This window comes from Pseudonocardia sp. TRM90224, assembly GCF_021245725.1.
Classification (GTDB): Bacteria; Actinomycetota; Actinomycetes; order Mycobacteriales; family Pseudonocardiaceae; genus Pseudonocardia.
Genome location: NZ_JAJGSX010000003.1, coordinates 264,736 through 283,666, shown reverse-complemented (window position 1 = coordinate 283,666; position 18,931 = coordinate 264,736). Strand labels below are relative to the sequence as shown.

At 73.9% G+C, this 18,931-nt stretch carries 12 protein-coding genes; 6 read left to right on the top strand and 6 right to left on the bottom strand.

The window, feature by feature from the left end:
* Positions 1 to 62: 62 nt before the first annotated feature.
* Entirely contained in the window at positions 63 to 542 is a 480-nt protein-coding gene (locus LL648_RS05535) for a hypothetical protein (RefSeq protein ID WP_232661310.1), read from the bottom strand.
* 817 nt (positions 543 to 1,359) lie between these two features.
* Here LL648_RS05535 and LL648_RS05530 point away from each other — a divergent pair.
* From LL648_RS05530 to LL648_RS05505, 6 genes are all read left to right on the top strand, one after another.
* Positions 1,360 to 2,601 carry an AI-2E family transporter gene (locus LL648_RS05530; protein WP_232661309.1) on the top strand — a complete coding sequence of 414 codons (1,242 nt, stop codon included), beginning with the start codon at positions 1,360 to 1,362 and terminating at the stop codon, positions 2,599 to 2,601.
* A 37-nt stretch (positions 2,602 to 2,638) separates the two neighbouring features.
* Positions 2,639 to 3,448, top strand: coding sequence for a CoA transferase subunit A (locus tag LL648_RS05525; protein ID WP_232661308.1), 810 nt, complete (start codon positions 2,639 to 2,641; stop codon positions 3,446 to 3,448).
* Positions 3,445 to 4,209 (top strand): CoA-transferase subunit beta, encoded by a 765-nt coding sequence (locus LL648_RS05520; RefSeq protein ID WP_232661307.1) that lies wholly within the window; start codon positions 3,445 to 3,447, stop codon positions 4,207 to 4,209. Before LL648_RS05525 ends, LL648_RS05520 begins: the two co-directional genes overlap by 4 nt.
* Positions 4,206 to 4,967 (top strand): 3-oxoadipate enol-lactonase, encoded by a 762-nt coding sequence (gene pcaD / locus LL648_RS05515; protein WP_232661306.1) that lies wholly within the window; start codon positions 4,206 to 4,208, stop codon positions 4,965 to 4,967. The genes LL648_RS05520 and pcaD overlap by 4 nt, the downstream gene beginning before the upstream one ends.
* A 126-nt stretch (positions 4,968 to 5,093) precedes the next feature.
* Entirely contained in the window at positions 5,094 to 6,119 is a 1,026-nt protein-coding gene (add, locus tag LL648_RS05510; protein ID WP_232661305.1) for an adenosine deaminase, read from the top strand.
* A gap of 34 nt (positions 6,120 to 6,153) precedes the next feature.
* Positions 6,154 to 6,729, top strand: coding sequence for a hypothetical protein (locus LL648_RS05505; protein ID WP_232661304.1), 576 nt, complete (start codon positions 6,154 to 6,156; stop codon positions 6,727 to 6,729).
* Between the two features lie 83 nt (positions 6,730 to 6,812).
* Here LL648_RS05505 and LL648_RS05500 read toward each other — a convergent pair whose 3' ends face one another.
* The 5 genes from LL648_RS05500 to LL648_RS05480 all read right to left on the bottom strand — a co-directional run bounded on the left by LL648_RS05500 (position 6,813) and on the right by LL648_RS05480 (position 18,883).
* Positions 6,813 to 7,202, bottom strand: a complete 390-nt coding sequence (locus LL648_RS05500) for a VOC family protein (protein ID WP_232661303.1) — start codon at positions 7,200 to 7,202, stop codon at positions 6,813 to 6,815.
* A 98-nt stretch (positions 7,203 to 7,300) separates the two neighbouring features.
* Positions 7,301 to 8,479 carry a macrolide family glycosyltransferase gene (locus LL648_RS05495; RefSeq protein ID WP_232661302.1) on the bottom strand — a complete coding sequence of 393 codons (1,179 nt, stop codon included), beginning with the start codon at positions 8,477 to 8,479 and terminating at the stop codon, positions 7,301 to 7,303.
* Positions 8,476 to 13,779, bottom strand: coding sequence for a type I polyketide synthase (locus tag LL648_RS05490; RefSeq protein ID WP_232661301.1), 5,304 nt, complete (start codon positions 13,777 to 13,779; stop codon positions 8,476 to 8,478). Before LL648_RS05490 ends, LL648_RS05495 begins: the two co-directional genes overlap by 4 nt.
* Entirely contained in the window at positions 13,776 to 15,035 is a 1,260-nt protein-coding gene (locus LL648_RS05485; RefSeq protein WP_232661300.1) for a class I adenylate-forming enzyme family protein, read from the bottom strand. The genes LL648_RS05490 and LL648_RS05485 overlap by 4 nt, the downstream gene beginning before the upstream one ends.
* Positions 15,032 to 18,883 carry a non-ribosomal peptide synthetase gene (locus LL648_RS05480; RefSeq protein ID WP_232661299.1) on the bottom strand — a complete coding sequence of 1,284 codons (3,852 nt, stop codon included), beginning with the start codon at positions 18,881 to 18,883 and terminating at the stop codon, positions 15,032 to 15,034. Before LL648_RS05480 ends, LL648_RS05485 begins: the two co-directional genes overlap by 4 nt.
* Positions 18,884 to 18,931 lie beyond the last annotated feature (48 nt).

Below are 18,931 nucleotides of genomic sequence, written 5' to 3'. Positions count from 1 at the left end.
GGCTCAGCGTGCGCGCATCAGCGTGCCCGGCTCAGGTGAAACCGGCTCGTGGCAGCAGGCGCTCAGCGGTACAGGGCGAACGGCGAGCGACGACGGTGGTGCCGGCCGGGCTCCCTGGTCTCCCCACGCTGCTCGCCTGCGGAGTGCGAGCTCGTCCGGCGCCGATCGGGGGTCGCGGGCGCGGGGATGAACGCCTGCGCCGGGATGGGCGCCGTGAGCGGGTCGCGCTCGAACTCGCTCACCGGGTCGGCGAGCTGCTGTCGCGCCGCCGCGTGCGGCGCCTGCGCCTGCCGTGATCCCACCGACTGCAGTGCCGGTGCCTGCCGCGCCGGCGTCTGCCGCGCCGCCGGTGCCTGCTGCGGCTGGGCGGGCTCGGGCTGCCGGCTACGCCACCCGCCGTGCGCCAGCGCGTGGAAGATCGGAGTCAGCAGGGCGTCCTCGTTGATGGCATGCCGGCCCGCGGCCTGGCTGCCCCATTCGTTGTCGGTCGCGGGGTGGCGGGTCGAACCCCACCCGCCGTGACCCCGTACAAGGTCGGACACGCGTTCACCTCCGTGATCATCGCGCGCCGGACGCTGGTCCTTTTCGCCCTGTCGCGGCTCGGCCGTTCGGCGCACTCTGACACCCACAACGGGGACACCCGGGCGGGGAAACGGGTTCGGAGCGACCATTACAGCTTTTCCGGCTGAATCCATTCGTTCGGGTGGATCCCGGCGTGTCGCCGCACTCACACGAGTACGCAAACCGCACCTCGCTGCAGCCGGGACCACCCGGTATGACCGGACGAAGATCGCGCAGCCGCGGCGCAACCGCGCCGGGCGGCCGGAGTTCCCGGTTCGGGGATCCCGAACGAGACGCGCGAGACACCCGTGTTGATCCACGCGTTGCCGCGCGGGTCGTGCTATCGCCAGCACTGCTCGAACGCTCCGAACCCAACCTCCTGACCTGGGGAAACAGGATCGTCTTCGTTGTGCTTCACCGCGCCGGCAAGCTCGGACAGCACGTCAGGGTGATCTTGAAGGCCGGCCGACCCGCCGACGCGCTGGACTGTTCGCAGTAACACCTTTTCACTTCATGCCACGCTCCGTAGTTGTTCATCGCTGATTCGGGCCAGCCATTTCCCGATCAGCCGTCAATCACACGTGTGTGATTCAGCGCAGTGTGCTGAGAAGAGCCTCCGGGGGGAGCACCAACGGCTGCCCATAACCTCAGGGAATCGACACCTGGACGATCAGGCCTCGCGGTGCGGGGTGAGTCATATCGCGCTTCGCGGCGCTGTGGTGGCGCGCCGGGCCGCAGCGACGCGCAACTGCACCGATTCGAGTGGTGCCGGCCCTCGTTCCGCGTAGCCTTCGACGCGTGAGCGACCCGGATCGCCCCGCCCCCACCCCCGTACCGGCAGCACCGGCAGCACCGCCCGCTTCACCCATCCCGACCTGGCTGCGGGTGTCGTCGGAGGTGTGCGCGCGGCTGCTCGTCATCGCCGCCGGGCTAGCGCTGCTGATCTACCTCGTGGTGCTGCTGCGTGTCGTCGTGATCCCGGTGGCGATCGCGATCCTGCTATCGGCACTGCTCGTGCCCGCCGTGCTCTGGTTGACGGCGCGACGGGTGCCGCGCGGGGCGGCGACCGCGCTGGTGCTGGTCGGCGGGCTGGCGGTGCTCGGCGGGTTGCTCTCGTTCGTGGTCAACACCTTCATCAACGGGTTCCCGGATCTGCGCCAGCAGCTGCAGGCGAGCATCTTGTCCATCCAGTCCATGCTCATGCGGCCGCCGTTCAACCTGCCGGCCGACTGGATGCTGAACGTCCCGGCCCAGATCAGCGCCGCGATCACCGCCAACCGGGACGCCCTCACGTCCGGCGCGCTGACGACTGCGGCGACGGTCGGCGAGGTCGCGGCCGGGGTGCTGCTCACGATCTTCTCGCTGATCTTCTTCCTCTACGACGGCCCGCGGATCTGGCGGTTCCTGCTGCGAGCGATGCCGGGACAGCGCCGCAACCGGGTCGACGTCGCGGGGCGCAGGGCGTTCGCCGCGCTGGTCGGGTACGTGCGCGCGACCGTCCTGGTGGCGATCGTCGACGCCGTCGGCATCGGGTTGGGCCTGATGATCGTCGGTGTGCCGCTCGTCATCCCGCTCGCGGCGCTGGTGTTCCTCGGCGCGTTCATCCCGACGATCGGTGCCGTGCTGACCGGCGCGATCGCGGTGCTCATCGCGCTCGTCGCGAACGGACCCATCGCCGCGCTCATCGTCCTCGGCGTCGTGATCGGCGTGCAGCAGCTCGAAGGCCACGTCCTGCAGCCGCTCCTGCTCGGGCGGGCGGTGCGGCTGCACGCGCTCGCTGTCGTACTGGCCGTTGCGGCAGGTGTGGTCGTCGCGGGAATCGTCGGCGCGCTGCTCGCCGTCCCGCTGCTCGCCGTGCTCAACACCGCCGTCCGGTCGCTGACCTCCGACGCCGAGCAGGACCCGGCGACGGTGGATGCGGTGGACCCGCGCCAGTCGCAGCTCGCCGCGGGCAAGGCGTGGCGAACCGAACCCGGCCGGATGAACCGCCTGTTCAGCCGCATCCGGGCGGCCGTGGAACGGCGCCGCGCTGCGCGGTGACGTTGCCCGTGCCGCCACGGCGGATTAGCGTCTCTTCGTGGCCAAGATCGTGTCCTTGCCGGAGGCGGTGGCAGAGCTGGTGCGTGACGGCGACGTCGTCGCGCTGGAAGGCTTCACCCACCTCATCCCGTTCGCCGCAGGTCACGAGATCATCCGGCAGGCCAGACGCGACCTGACGCTCGTCCGCATGACCCCCGACCTGATCTACGACCAGCTGATCGGCGCCGGCTGCGCCGCCAAGCTGGTGTTCTCGTGGGGCGGCAACCCCGGCGTCGGCTCGTTGCACCGCATGCGCGACGCGCTCAAGAACGAATGGCCGATGCCGCTCGAGATCGAGGAGCACAGCCACGCGGGCATGGCCAACCGCTACGTCGCGGGAGCGTCCGGTGTCCCGTTCGCGATCCTGCGGGGATACGCCGGCACCGACCTGCCGCTGCACACGCCGACGATCTCCTCTGTGACCTGCCCGTTCACCGGCGAGCAGCTCGCAGCGGTCGCCGCGCTCAACCCGGACGTCACGGTCGTCCACGCGCAGCGCGCCGACCGCGCCGGCAACGTCCAGCTGTGGGGCATCACCGGCATCCAGAAGGAAGCGGTGCTGGCCGCGAAGCGCTCGCTGGTGACCGTCGAGGAGATCGTCGACGAGCTGACCCCGGTGCCGGGCGCCGTCGTGCTGCCGTCGTGGGTGGTGGACAGGGTCGCGACCGCGCCGAAGGGCGCCGCGCCCTCGTACGCGCACGGCTACTACGACCGCGACAACGCCGCCTACCGCAAATGGGACGCGATCAGCCGCGACCGCGCGTCGTTCACGAGCTGGCTCGAGGAGCTGAAGGGATCCGCAGCATGAGCACGGACTCGTGGACGGCCGACGAGATGATGAGCGTCGCCGCGGCTCGCTCGCTGCGCGAGGGCCAGGTGTGCTTCGTCGGCATCGGGCTGCCGTCGGTGGCGGCCAACCTGGCCCGCAGGTTGCACGCGCCGAACCTCGTCCTGATCTACGAATCGGGCACCATCGACACCAAGCCGGACGAGCTGCCGCTCTCGATCGGCGACGGGATCCTCGCCGATTCCGCGCTCTCCGTCGTCAGCGTTCCCGAGATCTTCAACTACTGGTTGCAGCCGGGCCGGATCGACGTCGGCTTCCTCTCCGGCGCCCAGCTCGACCGGTTCGCCAACATCAACACGACCGTCATCGGCGAGTACGACGAGCCGGACGTGCGGCTGCCCGGCTCCGGTGGCGCGCCCGAGATCGCGGCGTCGTGCCGAGAGGTGATCGTCGTGATGCGCCACCGGCTGCGCGCGTTCGTCGAGCAGGTCGACTTCGTGACGTCGGTCGGGCACGGCAGCGGCCCCGACGATCGCCGCGTGCTCGGGCTGCGCGGGGCCGGCCCGATGAAGGTGATCACCGACCTCGGCATCCTCGAACCCGACCCCGACACCGCCGAGCTCGTGCTGACCGCCGTGCACCACGGCATCACCGTCGAGCAGGTCCGCGCCGAGACGGGCTGGACGTTGCAGGTCTCCGCCGACCTGCGCATCACGGCGCCGCCGGGGGAGAAGGAACTGACCACGCTGCGGTCGCTCCGAACCGTCGGGGCGGCGTCGTGAGCGTGCCGCTGCACTACGTCGAGGACGGCCCGCGCGACGCGCCGGCGATCGTGCTCTCCGGCTCGCTCGGGTCGACGCTGGAGATGTGGCGGCCGCAGGTCCCGGAGCTGGCGAAGCGCTTCCGGGTGATCCGGATCGACCACCGCGGCCACGGCAGCTCACCGGTGCCGCCCGGCCCTTACCGGATGGCCGACCTCGCCGAGGACGCCGTCGCGCTGCTCGACCGGCTCGGGCTGGAGCGGGTGGCCTGGTGCGGCCTCTCGCTCGGCGGGATGGTCGGGATGGCCATCGCGACGACCGCCCCCGAGCGGCTCGCCAGCCTGACGCTCTGCTGCACCTCGGCCAACTTCCCAGACCCGCAGGTCTGGCGCGACCGGATCGCCGCGGTCTCCGACGGCGGCACCGGCTCGATCGCCGAGACCGTCGTGTCGCGCTGGTTCACCCCCGGGTGGGCCGCGGAGCACCCGGACGTCGTCGCGGAGGCGCAGGCGATGGTCGCGGAGACACCGGACGACGGGTACCTCGCCTGCTGCCAGGCGCTGGAGGTCTGGGACCACCGCCCGCAGCTGGCGTCGATCACGGCGCCGACGCTCGTCATCGCGGGCGATGCGGACCAGTCGACCCCCGTCGAGCCGCATGCCCGGACGCTCGCCGACACGATCCCCGGCGCCCGCCTCGAAGTGCTCGCGGGCGCGCACCTGGCGACGATCGAGGCTGCGGAGAAGGCCACCGCGCTGATCGTCGCGAACGCGCGCTGACGGCTGCTACGGTGGGGGCGTGGACGCTCTCCTGCCGCTGTACGGCGAGGACGACGACCGCTCCGACTTCGCGTAACGAGGCCTGATCTCCCAGGTCCTCGTCCCGCCGGTCTTCCAGGAGCCTTTGTGTCCACCAATGATGTCGCCGCGTTCGCGCGCGCCCTTCCCAAGGTCGAGCTGCACGTCCACCTCGTCGGCTCGGCCTCCGTGCCCACCGTCCTCGCGCTAGCGGCCCGCCACGGCGCCGCGACCGTGCCCAGCGATCCGGCCGAGTTGGCCGAGTACTACCGCTTCCGCGACTTCGCGCACTTCGTCGACATCTACCAGACGGTGAACGCGCTGGTCACCGGCCCGGCCGACGTGACCGACCTGGTCGTCGGCCTCGCACGCGACGCCGCGGCCGGCGGTGTGCGCTACGCCGAGGTGACCGTCACGCCGATGAGCCACGTACATGTCGGCATGGATCCGGCCGCCGTCGCCGACGCGCTGCTCGAAGGGCGCGAGCGCGCGGCCGCCGAGTTCGGCATCGAGCTCGGCTGGATCTTCGACACCGCCGGCGAGCTGGGTGTCGAGAACGCGTGGGACACGCTCGACTGGGTGCTCAAGCACCGCCCGGAGGGCACCGTCGGGTACGGGCTCGCCGGGCCGGAGATCGGGATCGGGCGGGCGCTCTTCACCCGGCCCTTCACCGTCGCGCGGGAGGCCGGGCTGCACAGCCTCCCGCACGCCGGCGAGACCACCGGGCCGGCGACGGTGTGGTCGGCGCTCACCGATCTCGGCGCGGAACGGATCGGGCACGGCATCCACTCGGTGACCGACCCGCGGCTGCTCGACCACCTCGCCGAGCACCGCATCCCGCTCGAGGTCTGCCCGACGTCCAACGTCCGCACCGGTGCCGTGCCGTCGATGGCGGCGCACCCGCTGCCACGCCTGTTGCAGTGGGGTGTGCCCGTCACGCTCAACACCGACGACCCCGGCATGTTCGACTGCGACATCGCGGGGGAGTACCTCGTGGCGCACGAGGCGTTCGGCCTGACGCCGGCCGAGCTGGCGCAGATCGCCCGCACCGGCGTCGACGCCGCGTTCTGCAGCGCCGAGCTCAAGCGCACGCTGCACGCGGAGATCGACGCGCTGGCGTTGCCGGAGATCTGACGGATTCGGGCCCGAGCTGCGAAGATCTGGCCCCATGGGGGGCATGGCCGGCGGTCACGACGCACCGCGGATCGACGCAACACGTTTACCCGCGGACGTCGAGGCGTTCATCGACGCGCTCGATCCCGGCTGCGAGCTGGTGGTGACACGCGCCGGCCGGGTCATCGCAACGATCACCCGGCCGGACCTGCCGGCCGCAGAGCCGCCGCACGAGGCGTACGACGATGTCACGGTCGTGGCCACGGCGATGCGGCTCTCCGCGGCCGCCCGGGCGGCGCTCTCGGCGGAGCTGGGACCGGGCTACATCGTGATCGACATGAACGAGGCGCCGGAGACGGCCGACGTGCTGCTGGTGCCGCCGGTCAGCCCGCAGCTGATCGGGAACCTGCGGACGAGGTTCCAGAAGGCCCGCGTGGTCGTCGCGGAGCTCGACGACCCGGAGCTCGGCGTCAGCTTCTACGGGCCGATCCGGCGCCTGCTCGACGCGGGCGTCGAGACCTACCTGTCCTCGACCACCGTCCCCCGGCTCGCGAAGCAGCTCGACCGGGTGGTCACCGAGCGGCAGGCGATCACCGGCGGCCCGACCGTGCGGCGGGAGATCACGGGATAGCGACACGGCACCGGAGTTGCCCACCGTTTTGCCAACCTGCACGGCCTCCAGGGTGTGCAGGTTGGCAAAACGGTGGGGAAGTTTCAGGTCGGTGTGCTGCCCGAAGGGGCCATGCTCAGGTCGACCACGCAGAACACGTTGTCCTCGGTGTCGCAGAGCACCACGAAGTCGGGCTCCGGCGGGTAGTCCCAGACCGGCCTCGTGGCGCCCAGGCCGAGCAGGCGCTGCACCTCGGCGTCCTGCTCCGCGGCCGTGTCGACGTACAGGTCGAGGTGCAGCCGCGGGCGCGGCTCGGCGGGCGACTTGCTGTACATGATCCCCAGCACGTGCCCGGCCCCATCGGGACGCGCCAACGTCCGCCACTTGGGTGTCCGCCACTCCGGGTCCTCGACGAGACCGAGCGCGGCGGCCCAGAACGCGGCACCGCGCTCGACGTCCGTCGCGCCGACGACGGTGATTCCCAGCTTGATCATGCAGCCGATGGTGCCGGAAACGGCACCGGAGTTGCCCACCGTTTTGCCAACCTGCACGGCCTTCAGGGTGTGCAGGTTGGCAAAACGGTGGGGAAGTTTCAGGTCGGCGTGGGGAGGATGGCCGCGGCTGCGGCGGGGGCGCCGCCGGAGGCGCGTACGGCGTGTCCGAGGCGGTCCACCGCTCGCCGGATGCGGGGGTCGGTCGCGACGTGGTCGACCGCCGCGCGCAACCGGGTCGGGGTCAGCTCGTTCGGCTCCAGCCGGACCGCGGCGCCGAGCGCGACGAGCCGGTTCGCGGTGATCTCCTGCTCGGGCACCTGCGGCACCACGACCAGCGGGACGCCGGCGGCCAGCGCCTCCAGGACGCTGCCCATGCCGCCGTGGGTCACCGCGGCGGTCGCTCGCCGCAGCACCGCGAGCTGCGGCAGGCTCGGCCGGACGCGGACCGCTCCGCTGCGGCCCGCGGTGGCGCCGGGCAGGGCGAGCACAACCTGCCACCGGGTGCCCTCGAACGCGGCCACGCACAGCTCGTCCAGGCCGCTGACGTCGCCGAACAGCGTTCCCATCGAGACGTGCACGACGGGGCCATCGGCCGGGAGGTCCAGCTCGTCGAGCTCGGCGGCCTCCCCCGCCGGCGGTGGGCGCAGCGCCGGACCGGTGAAGTGGAACCGCTCGCCGTAGGTCGCGGCAGCGGGGTGCAGCACCCGGGGCACGAACACCACGGTGGGCCGCTCCGCCCCGGCGAGCAGGTCGGCCACCTCCAGCCGCGGCGTCCCGCACCGCTCGGCGAGCTCGGCGACGGCGGCTGCCCACGCCCGTCCTGCTGCGGCGAGGCGCGGTACCGCCGCGAACTCCGGTGTGCGCCACGGCGACCACGCCGGGCCGGCCGCGTACGACGTGCACAGCTGCACGACCCGGCCCGGCACCCGATCGGCGACCAGCCGCCCGGCGACGCTGAGCTGGTCGTAGGCCAGCACGTCGGGCGGGTCCGCGGCGAGCGCCTCCAGCACGTGCGGCACCACGGTGCGGGCCGCGTCCGCGAGCACGGCCGGCACGCCGGCGAACCGTTCCAGCGGGTTGTCGGTGGCCGCCCACGACGGCAGCGGGGGATCGGGGCCCGCGCTCAGGTCGGCGCCGGCCCCTTCCACCGCGGCACGGAAGCGCGGCGGGAGGTGCAGCGTGACCCGGTGCCCGCCGCGCACCAGCTCGGCCGCTGTGCCGAGCGCCGGGTTGACGTGCCCGTGCAGCGGCGCCACGACCATCGCAACATGGCTCACCTGGGCAGGATCGTGATCGGCGACGCGGCGGGCGCGGCGGTTCCCGTCGCCTGGGCCAGCTCGACCGCGGCCGCCATCCCGGCGACCGTCGGCGCGTCGAACAAGGTGCGCATCGTGAGCGTGACGCCGAGCGTCTCACCGACCCGCCACAGCAGGTGCACGCCGGCCATCGAGTTGCCGCCGAGACCGAAGTAGTCGTCGTCGACGCCGATCTCGCCGACCCCGATCGCCTCCGACCACAGCGCGACCAGCTGCCGCTCCAGCTCCGTCCGCGGCGCGATGTACGGTTCGAGACCGTCCCGCTCGGCCGGCGCGGCCACGACATCCTGCGCGCTGTCGTTCGACGGGGGCGGCTCCGGCCGCAACCCGGCCCGCATCTCCTCCAGCGGCACCGCGCTGACCAGCACGTGGGGGCCGATTCCGGCGGCCAGCACCCGACGCAGCGCCTCGGCTCCCTCGGCCGGCCGGATCCCCGGCGCGTCGACCGAGCGGGGAGCAGGCGCGCTGGTCCGCCCCTGAGCGCGCTGCAGCGTGAACCCCTCGACCCGCACAACCTCGTGGCCATCGGTGTCGACGAGCACCGCGTCGATCCGACGTTCGTCGGTCTCGTCGGCCGTAGCACCCGGCGGAACCGGGCTGGGTCGCAGCACGGATCGCAGCCGGGCGGGGAGCGGCCCGTGCACGTCGATCCGGTTGTACCCCGACGGCAGGAACCGGCCTTCCTGGTCACCGGGTGCACCGGCCGCGAGCGCGGCGTCGAGCAACGCGGGGTGCACGGTGAACGCAGCCAGCTCGGCGGCCACCACCTCGGGCGCCTGCAGCTCGGCGACCTGCGCACCCGACATGCTCGCCACGCCGCACACGCTCGACCAGCGCGGCCCGAACTCCAGCCACGGCTCGTCGAACGGCGGTCGGGCCGGGCCGGTACCCGCGCCCGGCACGACGTGGGTGCTGCCGGCCGGCCGCGGCTCCACCGACATCGCGACGGCGTGCCGCACAGCCACTCCGTCCGTGCTGGACAGCGTGATCGCCCACTCGCCCGCGGCGCCGGGCTCGACCCGCACCTCGACCCGGACCGATCCGTCGTCCGCCACCGCCAGCGGCGCCATGAACCGCACGTTCCGCAATGCGGCCGGGCCCGCCCCGGCCACCGCTGCGCGGCCGGCGAGCAGCAGCTCGACCATCGCCGTGCCCGGGAGGACCGCCACGCCGTCGAGGCGGTGCTCGTCGAGCACCCACATGTCGGAGCGCAGCTCCCCGGCGAGCACGACGGCACCGTCGGGCTCGTCGCGCCGGGTGCGCAGCCACGGGTGCCGGTGCGGGCGCGTCCCGTCGCGCCAGGCGGCGTACATCCCGGTGTCCAGCCAGGCGCCCCATCCGATCGAGACGGTTCGCTCGATCGGGCGCGACGGGCTCGCCGCGTACGCGTCGAGGAAGGCGTTGGCCGCGACGTAGTCGACCTGTCCGACCCCGCCGGTGATCGCGGAGACCGACGAGCAGAGCACGAAGGCGTCCAACGGGAGGTCGCCGAACACCTCGCCGAGCGCGAGCGTGCCGGTGATCTTCGGTGCGACCACCCGAGCCACGTCGGCCGCGCTGGTCAGCTCCAGCAGCCCGCTGCCGGGCACCCCCGCGGCGTGCACGATCCCGTCGATCCGACCGAAGCGCTCCTCGACGGTTGCGCGCAGCGTCCGGAGCGCCGTGCGGTCGGTGACATCGGCGGCGGCCACCAGCGCCTCGCCGCCGGCCGCGCTGATCCGCTGCTGCGCGTCTGCCGCGGCGTCCGGATCGACGGTGCGGCCGACGAGCACGACGCGGGCGGCCGACCGGTTGGCCAGGTGCTCGGCGATGGCCGACCCGACGCCGCCCAACCCGCCCGTGACCAGCCACACCCCGCCCGGGCGCAGCCCGGCGGCAGGGTCGCCGGCCGGGTCGCCGCCGCCGAGCCGCACCTGCTGCGTCGTCGGCACCCAGCGCCTGCGCCCGCGCAGCGCGACCACCGGTTCCGCGTCGGGCGCCGCCAGCTCCGCGGCGATCACCTCCGGGCCGGCGCCCAGCGCGTCGACGTGCCGGCACGTGATCACCGCCGACTCGAGCGGCAGCGTCCGGCACGGCCCGGCGACGACGGCCAGCTCCGGGCGGGTCAGGTCGTCGCCGTGCACGTCCTGCGCTCCGGCGGTCAGCACGACCAGCTCCGCCTGCTCCGCGCGGGCCACGAGCGCCTGCCCGAGTGCGACCAGCCGCAGCAGGCTCGTGCTCGCGCCGTCTGTCCCCAGCTTGCCCCCGCCGAGCCCGCTCGCGTCGACGATCCGTCGCGGCGCCGCCCCGGACTCGGCGAGCGCGTCGAACAACCAGATCCAGTCGTCGCGCTCGGCGGGGTTGACCACGACCTCGGCGGCCGACGGCCATTCGAACCCGGCGCCCGAGCGCACCCGGACCACACTTGCGCCGTCGCCGGCCAGCCGGGTGGCCAGCTCGTCGCCGGCGCTGCCCGGTTCGGCGATCACCAGCAGCGGACCCGTCGGCCGCGGCGCACCGATGACGGGCGCCGCCTGCGTCCAGCCCGGAACGGTGAACCGCTCGTCCGGGGCCAGTGGGCCCGTCCGCGGCGCAGCCGGGGCAGTACCGGCAGTACCGGCAGTACCGGCGGACCTGGCCGGCGGCTCGAACCAGTGCCGTTTCCGCTGGTAGGGATAGGTGGGCAGGGGGATGCGGCGCCGGGTCGGCGCAGCGACGGTCGACCAGTCGATCGACACACCGCGCATCCACAGCTCGCCCAGCGCACTCAACGCCGACTCGACGTCCCGCGCCGGGTCGGCTGCCGTCCCGGGGGCGAGCGTCGACAGCGGAGCCGGGGCGCCGCGCCCGAGCGCGCGCCGGGCGAGATCGGTGAGCGTCCGCCCCGGGCCGGCCTCGACCAGTGCCCAACCGTCGGGACCCGATCCGAGCAGGGTCGCGACGCAGGCGCCGAAGCGGACCGGTTCGCGCACGTGCCGGCCCCAGTAGTGGGGGTCGGTGGCCTGCTCGTCGGTGATCCAGTCGCCGGTCACGTTGGAGAGGAACGGCATCCGCGGGGCCGCTCGCGGCACGTCGCCGACGGCTGCGACGAAGCTCTGCGCGGCCGGCTCCATCATCACCGAGTGGAACGCGTGCGAGGTGCGCAGCCGGGTGCTCGGGACGGCGAGCCCTGCCGCGTACTCGTCGACGGCCTCGGCAGGACCGGCGACCACGCAGGAGCCGGGGGCGTTGACCGTCGCCACGGCCAGCTCCGCCGGCAGGTCCGGCGCGACCACGGTCTCGTCGAGCGCAACGGCCAGCATCGCGCCCGGCGGCATCTCCTGCATCAGCCGCCCGCGGGTTGCGACCAGCGTGAGCGCGTCGGGCAGCGTGAACACGCCGGCGAGTGTCGCCGCGACGAGCTCGCCGACGCTGTGCCCGATCGCGGCCGCCGGCTCGACGCCCCACGACCGCCACAGCTGCGCCATCGCGTACTCGACGGCGAACAGCGCGGGCTGGGTCAGCCAGGTGCGGCGGAGGTCGTCGTCGGACGCGGTGCGCAGCACGTCGCGGAGGTCGCGACCGAGCGGCTCTGCGAGCAGTTCGGCGCACTCGTCGAACGCCGCGCGGTAGGCGTTCCAGTGGTCGTACAGGCCGGCCGCCATACCGGGGTGTTGGGCGCCCTGCCCGGTGAGCAGCAGCGCGACCCGCGGCGGGGTGTCCGGGACGCGGGCGACGCGGACCCGGCCGCGCTCGTTCGCCACCAGCGCGTGCGCGGCGTCCGCGGTGTCGCCGGCGACGAGCACCGCCCGGTGAGCGTGCTGGGCCCGTCCGAGCTGCAGCGTGCTGGCGACCTCGGCGAGGTCGAGCTCCGGCCGGGCGAGCAGGTGCGCACCCAGCCGGGCGAGCGACTGGTCGCGGGCCGCGCCGGTCGCCGCCGAGACCGGCAGGAGCTGCCGCGGCGCTGACGGCATGACAGGGAGCGCCGTCCGCGGCGCCTCTTCCACCAGCACGTGCGCGTTCGTCCCGCCGATGCCGAACGCGCTGACGCCGGCCCGGCGCGGTGCGCCGGCTTCCCGCGGCCACGGTGTGGCGGCGGTGGCGAGCCGGAACGGGCTCGCCGCGAAGTCGATCAGCTCGTGCGGCCGCTGGACGTGCAGCGTCGCCGGGATCAGTTCGTGCCGCAGCGCCATGATCGTCTTCACCAGCCCGGCCATGCCGGCTGCGGCCACGAGGTGCCCGACGTTGCTCTTGACCGAACCCAGCAGGCACCACTGCCGATCGTCGCCGGCGCTGTAGGCCCGGGTGAGCGCGGCGACCTCGACCGGGTCGCCGATCCGGGTGCCGGTGCCGTGCGCCTCCACGTAGGAGACGCTGCGCGGGTCGACCCCCGCCGCGGCGAGCGCGGCCCCGATCGCCGCGACCTGGCCGTCCTCGCCGGGCGCGGTGAACCCGGCCTTGCCCGCGCCGTCGTTGCTCAGCGCGGAGCCGATCAGCACGGCGTGCACGGTGTCGCCGTCGGCGAGTGCCGCGGCGAGCGGCTTCAGCACGACCGCCGCCGCGCCCCCGCCCCACACGGTGCCGGCGGCGTCGGCGGAGAACGGCCGGCAGTGCCCGTCGGGGGAGAGCACCCCGCCCTCGCGGTGCAGGTAGCCGCGGCCTTGCGGGATCTCCAGCGACGCCGCCCCGGCCAGCGCGATCTCGCAGTCGCCCGCGGCCAGCGCGCGGGCGGCGAGATGCACCGCAACCAGCGACGTCGAGCAGGCGCTGTTCACCGTGAAGCTCGGTCCGCGCAGGTCCAGGGTGTAGGAGGTGATCGTGGAGACGAAGTCGTGGTCGTTGGCGACCCCGAGCGTCATGCCGTCGACCCGCTCCTCCAGGCCGGGATCGGAGCGCAGGACCTTCGCCAGGTAGTCGTTGTCCTTGACCCCCGCGAACACCCCGATCCGCCCGCCGGGCCGCGCCGGGTCGATCCCGGCGTGCTCCAGCGCGGTGTGGGCGATCTCCAGGAACAGCCGGTGCTGCGGGTCGCGCAGCTCGGCCTCGCGCGGGGTGAACCCGAACAGCGCGGCGTCGAACTCCTCGATGCCGGCCAGCACCGGTGCGGCCGCGACGAACCGGGGGTCGGCGAGCACGTCCTCCGGCACGCCGAGCGCCCGCTGGGCGGCGATGTCGAAGTCGGTGATCAGGTCGCGGCCGGCCCGCAGCGCGTCCCAGAACTCGGCGACGTCGGCGGCGCCGGGGAACCGGCCGGCCAGCCCGACGACCGCGATCGGCGCCATTTCCGCGTTCGAACTGCTCATCGGGTTCCCCCCGGGTCCGCCGCCGTGCCCGCTGCAACGCCGGCGACGAGCGCGCCGCGACGAACCTTCCCGGTGCGCGAGCGCGGCACCTCCGCGACCCGCACCAGCCGTCGCGGCAGCTTGTAGGCCGAGAGCACGGCCGCGAGGTGGCGGCGCAGCTCGGCATCGGCCACGTCGGCGACGGTGACGACGAACGCCACCACCTCGTCACCCGCCGGGCCCGGCAGCGCCGCGACGGCGCAGTCGGACACCGCGGGGTGCGCCTTCAGCACGTCCTCGACCTCAACCGGGTCGACCTTGCGGCCCGCGATGTTGAGCCGGTCGCCGAGCCGCCCCACCAGGTGCAGGTTGCCGCGCTCGTCGAGGTGGCCGGTGTCGCCGGTCGCCCGCCACCCACCCGTACCGGCCCGGCGCACCAGCACCTCACCCGTCGGGTCGATCCGGATCTCGCGATCCGCGAGCACCCGGCCCACACCCTCGCCGGGCTCGCCGGTGCCGATGGTGATCTGCCCGTCCTCGGTGGCGCCGTAGTGCGACAGCAGCGGCAGCCCGGTGCGGCGCAGCCAGCGGTCGGCGACCTCGGCCGGCAGCGGCGAGCCCGCCGCGATGCAGCGCCGCAACGACCAGCGCTGCATGAGCCCGGGGTCGCGATCCAACTCACGCAGGTACCAGGTGTAGAGGAACGGGACCGACAGCAGGCCGGTCGCGCGCTGCTCCACGAGCTGCGCGGCGAACGCGGACGGACCGGCATCCGCACCGAGCACCACCGTCGCGCCGACGCACAGCCCGCCGAGCAACCCGCCGGCGAAGCAGTAGCGGTGGTGCATCGGCGTGGCGCACCAGAGCACGTCGTCGGCACCGAACCCGGCAGCACGCGCGAACCGCTCTGCGTTGGCGAGCAGGTCGGGCCAGTCGGTGACGACAACCTTCGGCAAGCCGGTCGTCCCCGACGTGCACAGCCCCACCGCGGGCCCGGTCGGGGCGAACAGCGCGCTCGCCCGGTCGCGCTCCCACGCGGTGGCGTGCCCGTCGAGCACCAGCACCGGCCGTCCGGCGGCCGCGGCACGCAGCAGCGCGACGACGTCGAACACCCTGCCGGTCACCGGCAGCAGCTCGGGTTCCGCGTCGTCTTGTCGTGGCTCGGCAAGCAGCGCACGCACCACGCCGTAGGTCAGCTCGATCGAGTTGCTGCGCACGGCCACCCGGGCCGGGTCGGCCGCCGCCACCGCGTCGCGCAGCAAGGCCAGCTCGCTCACCGTGCACCCCCTCGAACGCCGCGATGCACCGAACCCGCGGTGGCGAGCACGGCGGCCAGCTCCTGGGGGCGCGAGCGCAGGAACAGGTGGCCGGCCTCGTCCAGCACCTCCAGCTGCACGGTGTCGGCGAGCGCCGCCCACTCGCGGTGCCGCTCCCGGTAGCCGTCGGTGATGGGGTCGGCCGAGCCGACGATCGAGAGCACCGGCACGTCGATCCGCACGCCATCGGTCAGCAGCTGCGCGAAGTAGTCCTCGGCGAGCTGCGCGTCGGCGCGCATGGTGGCGAGCATCCGGGCGACCTCGTCCTCGCCGAACCCGCCGACCTCGATGCCCAGCTCCCGCAGCACCCGGTCGCGCGCACCGGCGCGCAGCGTCGCGTCGATCCGGCTGCGCCACTTAGCCATCGGGAAGTACGCGCCACAGCACACCGCCTCCACCACGCGGCCGCGTTCCCGCAGGTGGCGGGCCACTCCCCAGGCGACCGCGCTGCCGGAGCAGTGCCCGTACAGCGCCAGCGGACCGTCCACCTGGCGCTGCACCTGCTCGCCCAGCTGCTCGACGAGCTCCGCGAAGGGCAGCGGCTCCGCCCCCGCGCCGACGTCGTGGCCGGGGACCTCGACCGCGAGCAGGCGGGTGCCGGGCGGCAACGCCGCGGCGAGCGGGCGGAACACTGCGGCGCTCGCCCCGCCGTGGGGCACGCAGACGCAGGTCAGCGCCGGCGTCGCAACCGGTGGGGTCAGCTCGTGCAGCAGCGGCCGGGCCGCTGCCGGGTCGGCCGACTCCAGGAACGCCGCGAGCGCGCGCACCGTCGGACGGGCGAACACATCGAGCACACCCAACCGGCGCAGCCCCGGTGCGGCGCGCGCGATCCGCGCCGCGAGCTGCGCGACCAACAACGAGTGCGCTCCCCGGTCCACGACGTCGTCGTCGATCCCGACCGGCCCGAGCAGCGCCGTCCAGAGCTCGACGAGCAGGCGCTCGATCTCCGTGCGCGGCGCGACGGGCGGACGCTCCGCGGCCCGTTCCGGGGCGACGGCCGGCAGCGCCGAACGATCCAGCTTGCCGTTCGGGCCCAACGGCAGCGCGGCGAGCCCGACGACCGCGGTGGGGATCAGGTGGGCCGGCAGCACGTCGCGCAGGCCCTGCAGGTCACGTGCCGCGGCGGGCGGAACGACGTAGCCGACCAACTGCAGCTGCCCGGTGCTGTCGGGGCGCGCGACCACCGCGGCGTCCCGCACCCCCGGCCGCGTGCGCAGCGCCGCGGCGACCTCGCCGGGCTCGATGCGCACGCCGCGGATCTTCACCTGGTCGTCGAGCCGGCCGAGGAAGTCGAGCTGCCCGTCGTGCCGCCACCGCGCGCGGTCGCCGGTGCGGTACGTCCGGGCGGTGGGATCGTCCGGATCGGTCCCGAACCGGTCGACGGTCAGCTCCGGCCGGCGGTGGTAGCCCGGCGCCACCCCGACGCCCGCGATCACAAGCTCGCCGGGCACGCCGATCGGCGCCGGCCGGCCGTTGCCCTCCACCACGCGGATGCGCAGGTTCTGGATCGGGCGACCGAGCGGCACCCGCGCCGCCCCGTCGAGCGCGGCCCGGGTGCAGTGCCACGCGGTGACGTCGACCGCTGCCTCGGTGGGTCCGTAGAGGTTGTGCAGCTCGGCGTCGGGCAGCGCGTCGAGACAGTCCAGGGCGGTGCGCACCGGCAGCTCCTCGCCGGAGCAGAAGATCTGCCGCAGGTGCGGCAGCCGGAGTGCCGGGCCCTCGAGGAAGGCGGTGAGCATCGACGGCACGAAGTGCACGGTCGTGATCCGCTCCTCCGCGATCACCTCGCGCAGGTACGTGGGGTCCTGGTGGCCGCCAGGCCGGGCCAGCACGAGCCGGGCCCCGCAGATCAGCGGCCAGAAGAACTCCCACACCGAGACGTCGAAGCTCATCGGGGTCTTCTGCAGGACGGCGTCGGTGCCGGTCAGCGGGTACGTGCGCTGCATCCAGTCGAGCCGGTTGACGACGCCGCGATGCAGGTTGGGCACGCCTTTCGGCTGCCCGGTCGAGCCGGATGTGTAGATCAGGTAGGCCGGGTCGTCCGGGTCTGCGACGCTGCGCGGTGGGCCCGTCGGCGCACCCGTCACGTCCCGCGGGTCCAGGCGCACCGCCGTGCCGGGCAGCCCGGCGTCGGTCGTGATCACCGCCGCCGCGCCGGAGTCGGCCAGCATGAAGTCGAGCCGCTGCGCCGGGTACCCCGGGTCGAGCGGGACGTAGGCCGCGCCCGCTTTCAGTACCCCGAGCAACGCCACCACGAGGTCGGGCGAGCGTTGCAGGTGCACCGCGACCGGGGCGCCGGGGCGCACGCCGAGCCTCGTCAACCGGTGCGCGATCGCGTTCGCCCGCTCGTCGAGCTCGCGGTAGGTCAGCGTGCCCCCACCAGCGGCCACGACCGCGATGGCATCCGGGCTGCTCGCGGCCTGGCGCTCGACGAGCCCGTGCACGGTTGCGGTGTCCGGGAAGGCGGTGGCGGTGGCGTTCCAGGCGGCGAGCCGCTCGCGGTCCCGCGGGCCGAGCAGATCGACCTCGGCGATCCGCCGCTCGGGATGCGCCACGACCTGCTGCAGGAAGCGCACGTACCGGCGCATGATCGCCTCGGCGGACGTGCGGTCGAACAGCGCGGTGCGGTAGCGCAGCCGCACCTCCGTCCGGCTGACGTCCATCTCCAGGTCGTCGCGCGATGCCGTGACCGGGGTCGGCTCGATGCCGGACTCGGGGATGTGGTTGAAACCGAGCTGGTGCAGCGGCTGCACGCCGGGGTCGCGGCCGGCCATGACCGCATCGACTGCCGACTGGAAGGGCACCTGCCCGTGCTCCATGACCTCCAACACGGTGGCGCGCACCCGCGCGACCAGCTCGCCGAACCTGGGATCCCCGCCGATGTCGATGCGCGCGACGGCCTGGTTGACGAACATCCCGACCACGCCGGCCAGCTCGGGTCGATCGCGGCCGGAGACCGTCAGCCCGACCGCCAGCTCCGTCACGTCCCGATCGCCGCCGTGGCGGGCGAGCACGGCGGCGTAGGCGGCGAGCAGCACGGTGAACGGCGTGGCCGAACGTGCGCTCGCCAGCTCGTCGACCGCACGGGCGAGACCGCTGGGCAGCGCCATCCGCACCTCGGCGCCGGCGTCGTCGAGCTGCGCCGGCCTCGCCCGGTCGGTCGGGACAGGGTGCAGGAGGGGCAGCCCCGCCAGCCGCGAACGCCAGAAAGCCAACCCCGCGTCCACCGGGAGCGACCGGTGCCACACCGCGTAGTCGGCGTACTGCACGGGCAGCGGCGGGAGGTTCGGCGCTCGACCAGCCGCGTGTGCCGCACACACCTCGGCCAGCTCGCATTGCACGATGACGCACGACGCAGCGTCGAACACCGCGTGGTGGACCACCAGCAGCACGGCCCATTCCGCCTCGCCGATCCGGACGATCCGGGCCCGCCACAGCGGTGCGCTCCCGGTCGGGATCGCCCGCGCGCCCAGGTCGGCCGCCAGCTCTTGCAGCCGCACCTCCGGGTCCGGATCGGTGCGCAGGTCATGCACCGGGGCGTCGATCGGCACCGCGGGATGCACGATCTGGACGACACCGCCGTCGGTCAGCTCGAGCGTGGTGCGCAACGCCTCGTGGCGGGCGACGACCGCGCGCAGCGCGTCGAGGACGTCCCGTGCGTCGGCTCCCGGTACCCGCACGCCGCAGTGCACGTTATGGATGGGCGAGCCGGGATCCGCCTGGTCGGCCAGCCAGATCCGCTCCTGCGCGAACGAGGCGGGAAAGGTCGTTTCCGCAGGTGCACCACCGTGGTACGGCTCACGAGACATCAATGAACCAGCCTAAGCAGCCCACAACATCGACCTGCCCCGTTCAGA

Bases quoted from the DNA above. Each gene is read 5' to 3' on its own strand.
- LL648_RS05500 (WP_232661303.1), bottom strand. From the start codon at position 7,202: ATGATCAAGCTGGGAATCACCGTCGTCGGCGCGACGGACGTCGAGCGC.
- LL648_RS05490 (WP_232661301.1), bottom strand. From the start codon at position 13,779: ATGAGCAGTTCGAACGCGGAAATGGCGCCGATCGCGGTCGTCGGGCTG.
- LL648_RS05520 (WP_232661307.1), top strand. From the start codon at position 3,445: ATGAGCACGGACTCGTGGACGGCCGACGAGATGATGAGCGTCGCCGCG.
- LL648_RS05480 (WP_232661299.1), bottom strand. From the start codon at position 18,883: ATGTCTCGTGAGCCGTACCACGGTGGTGCACCTGCGGAAACGACCTTT.
- LL648_RS05505 (WP_232661304.1), top strand. From the start codon at position 6,154: ATGGGGGGCATGGCCGGCGGTCACGACGCACCGCGGATCGACGCAACA.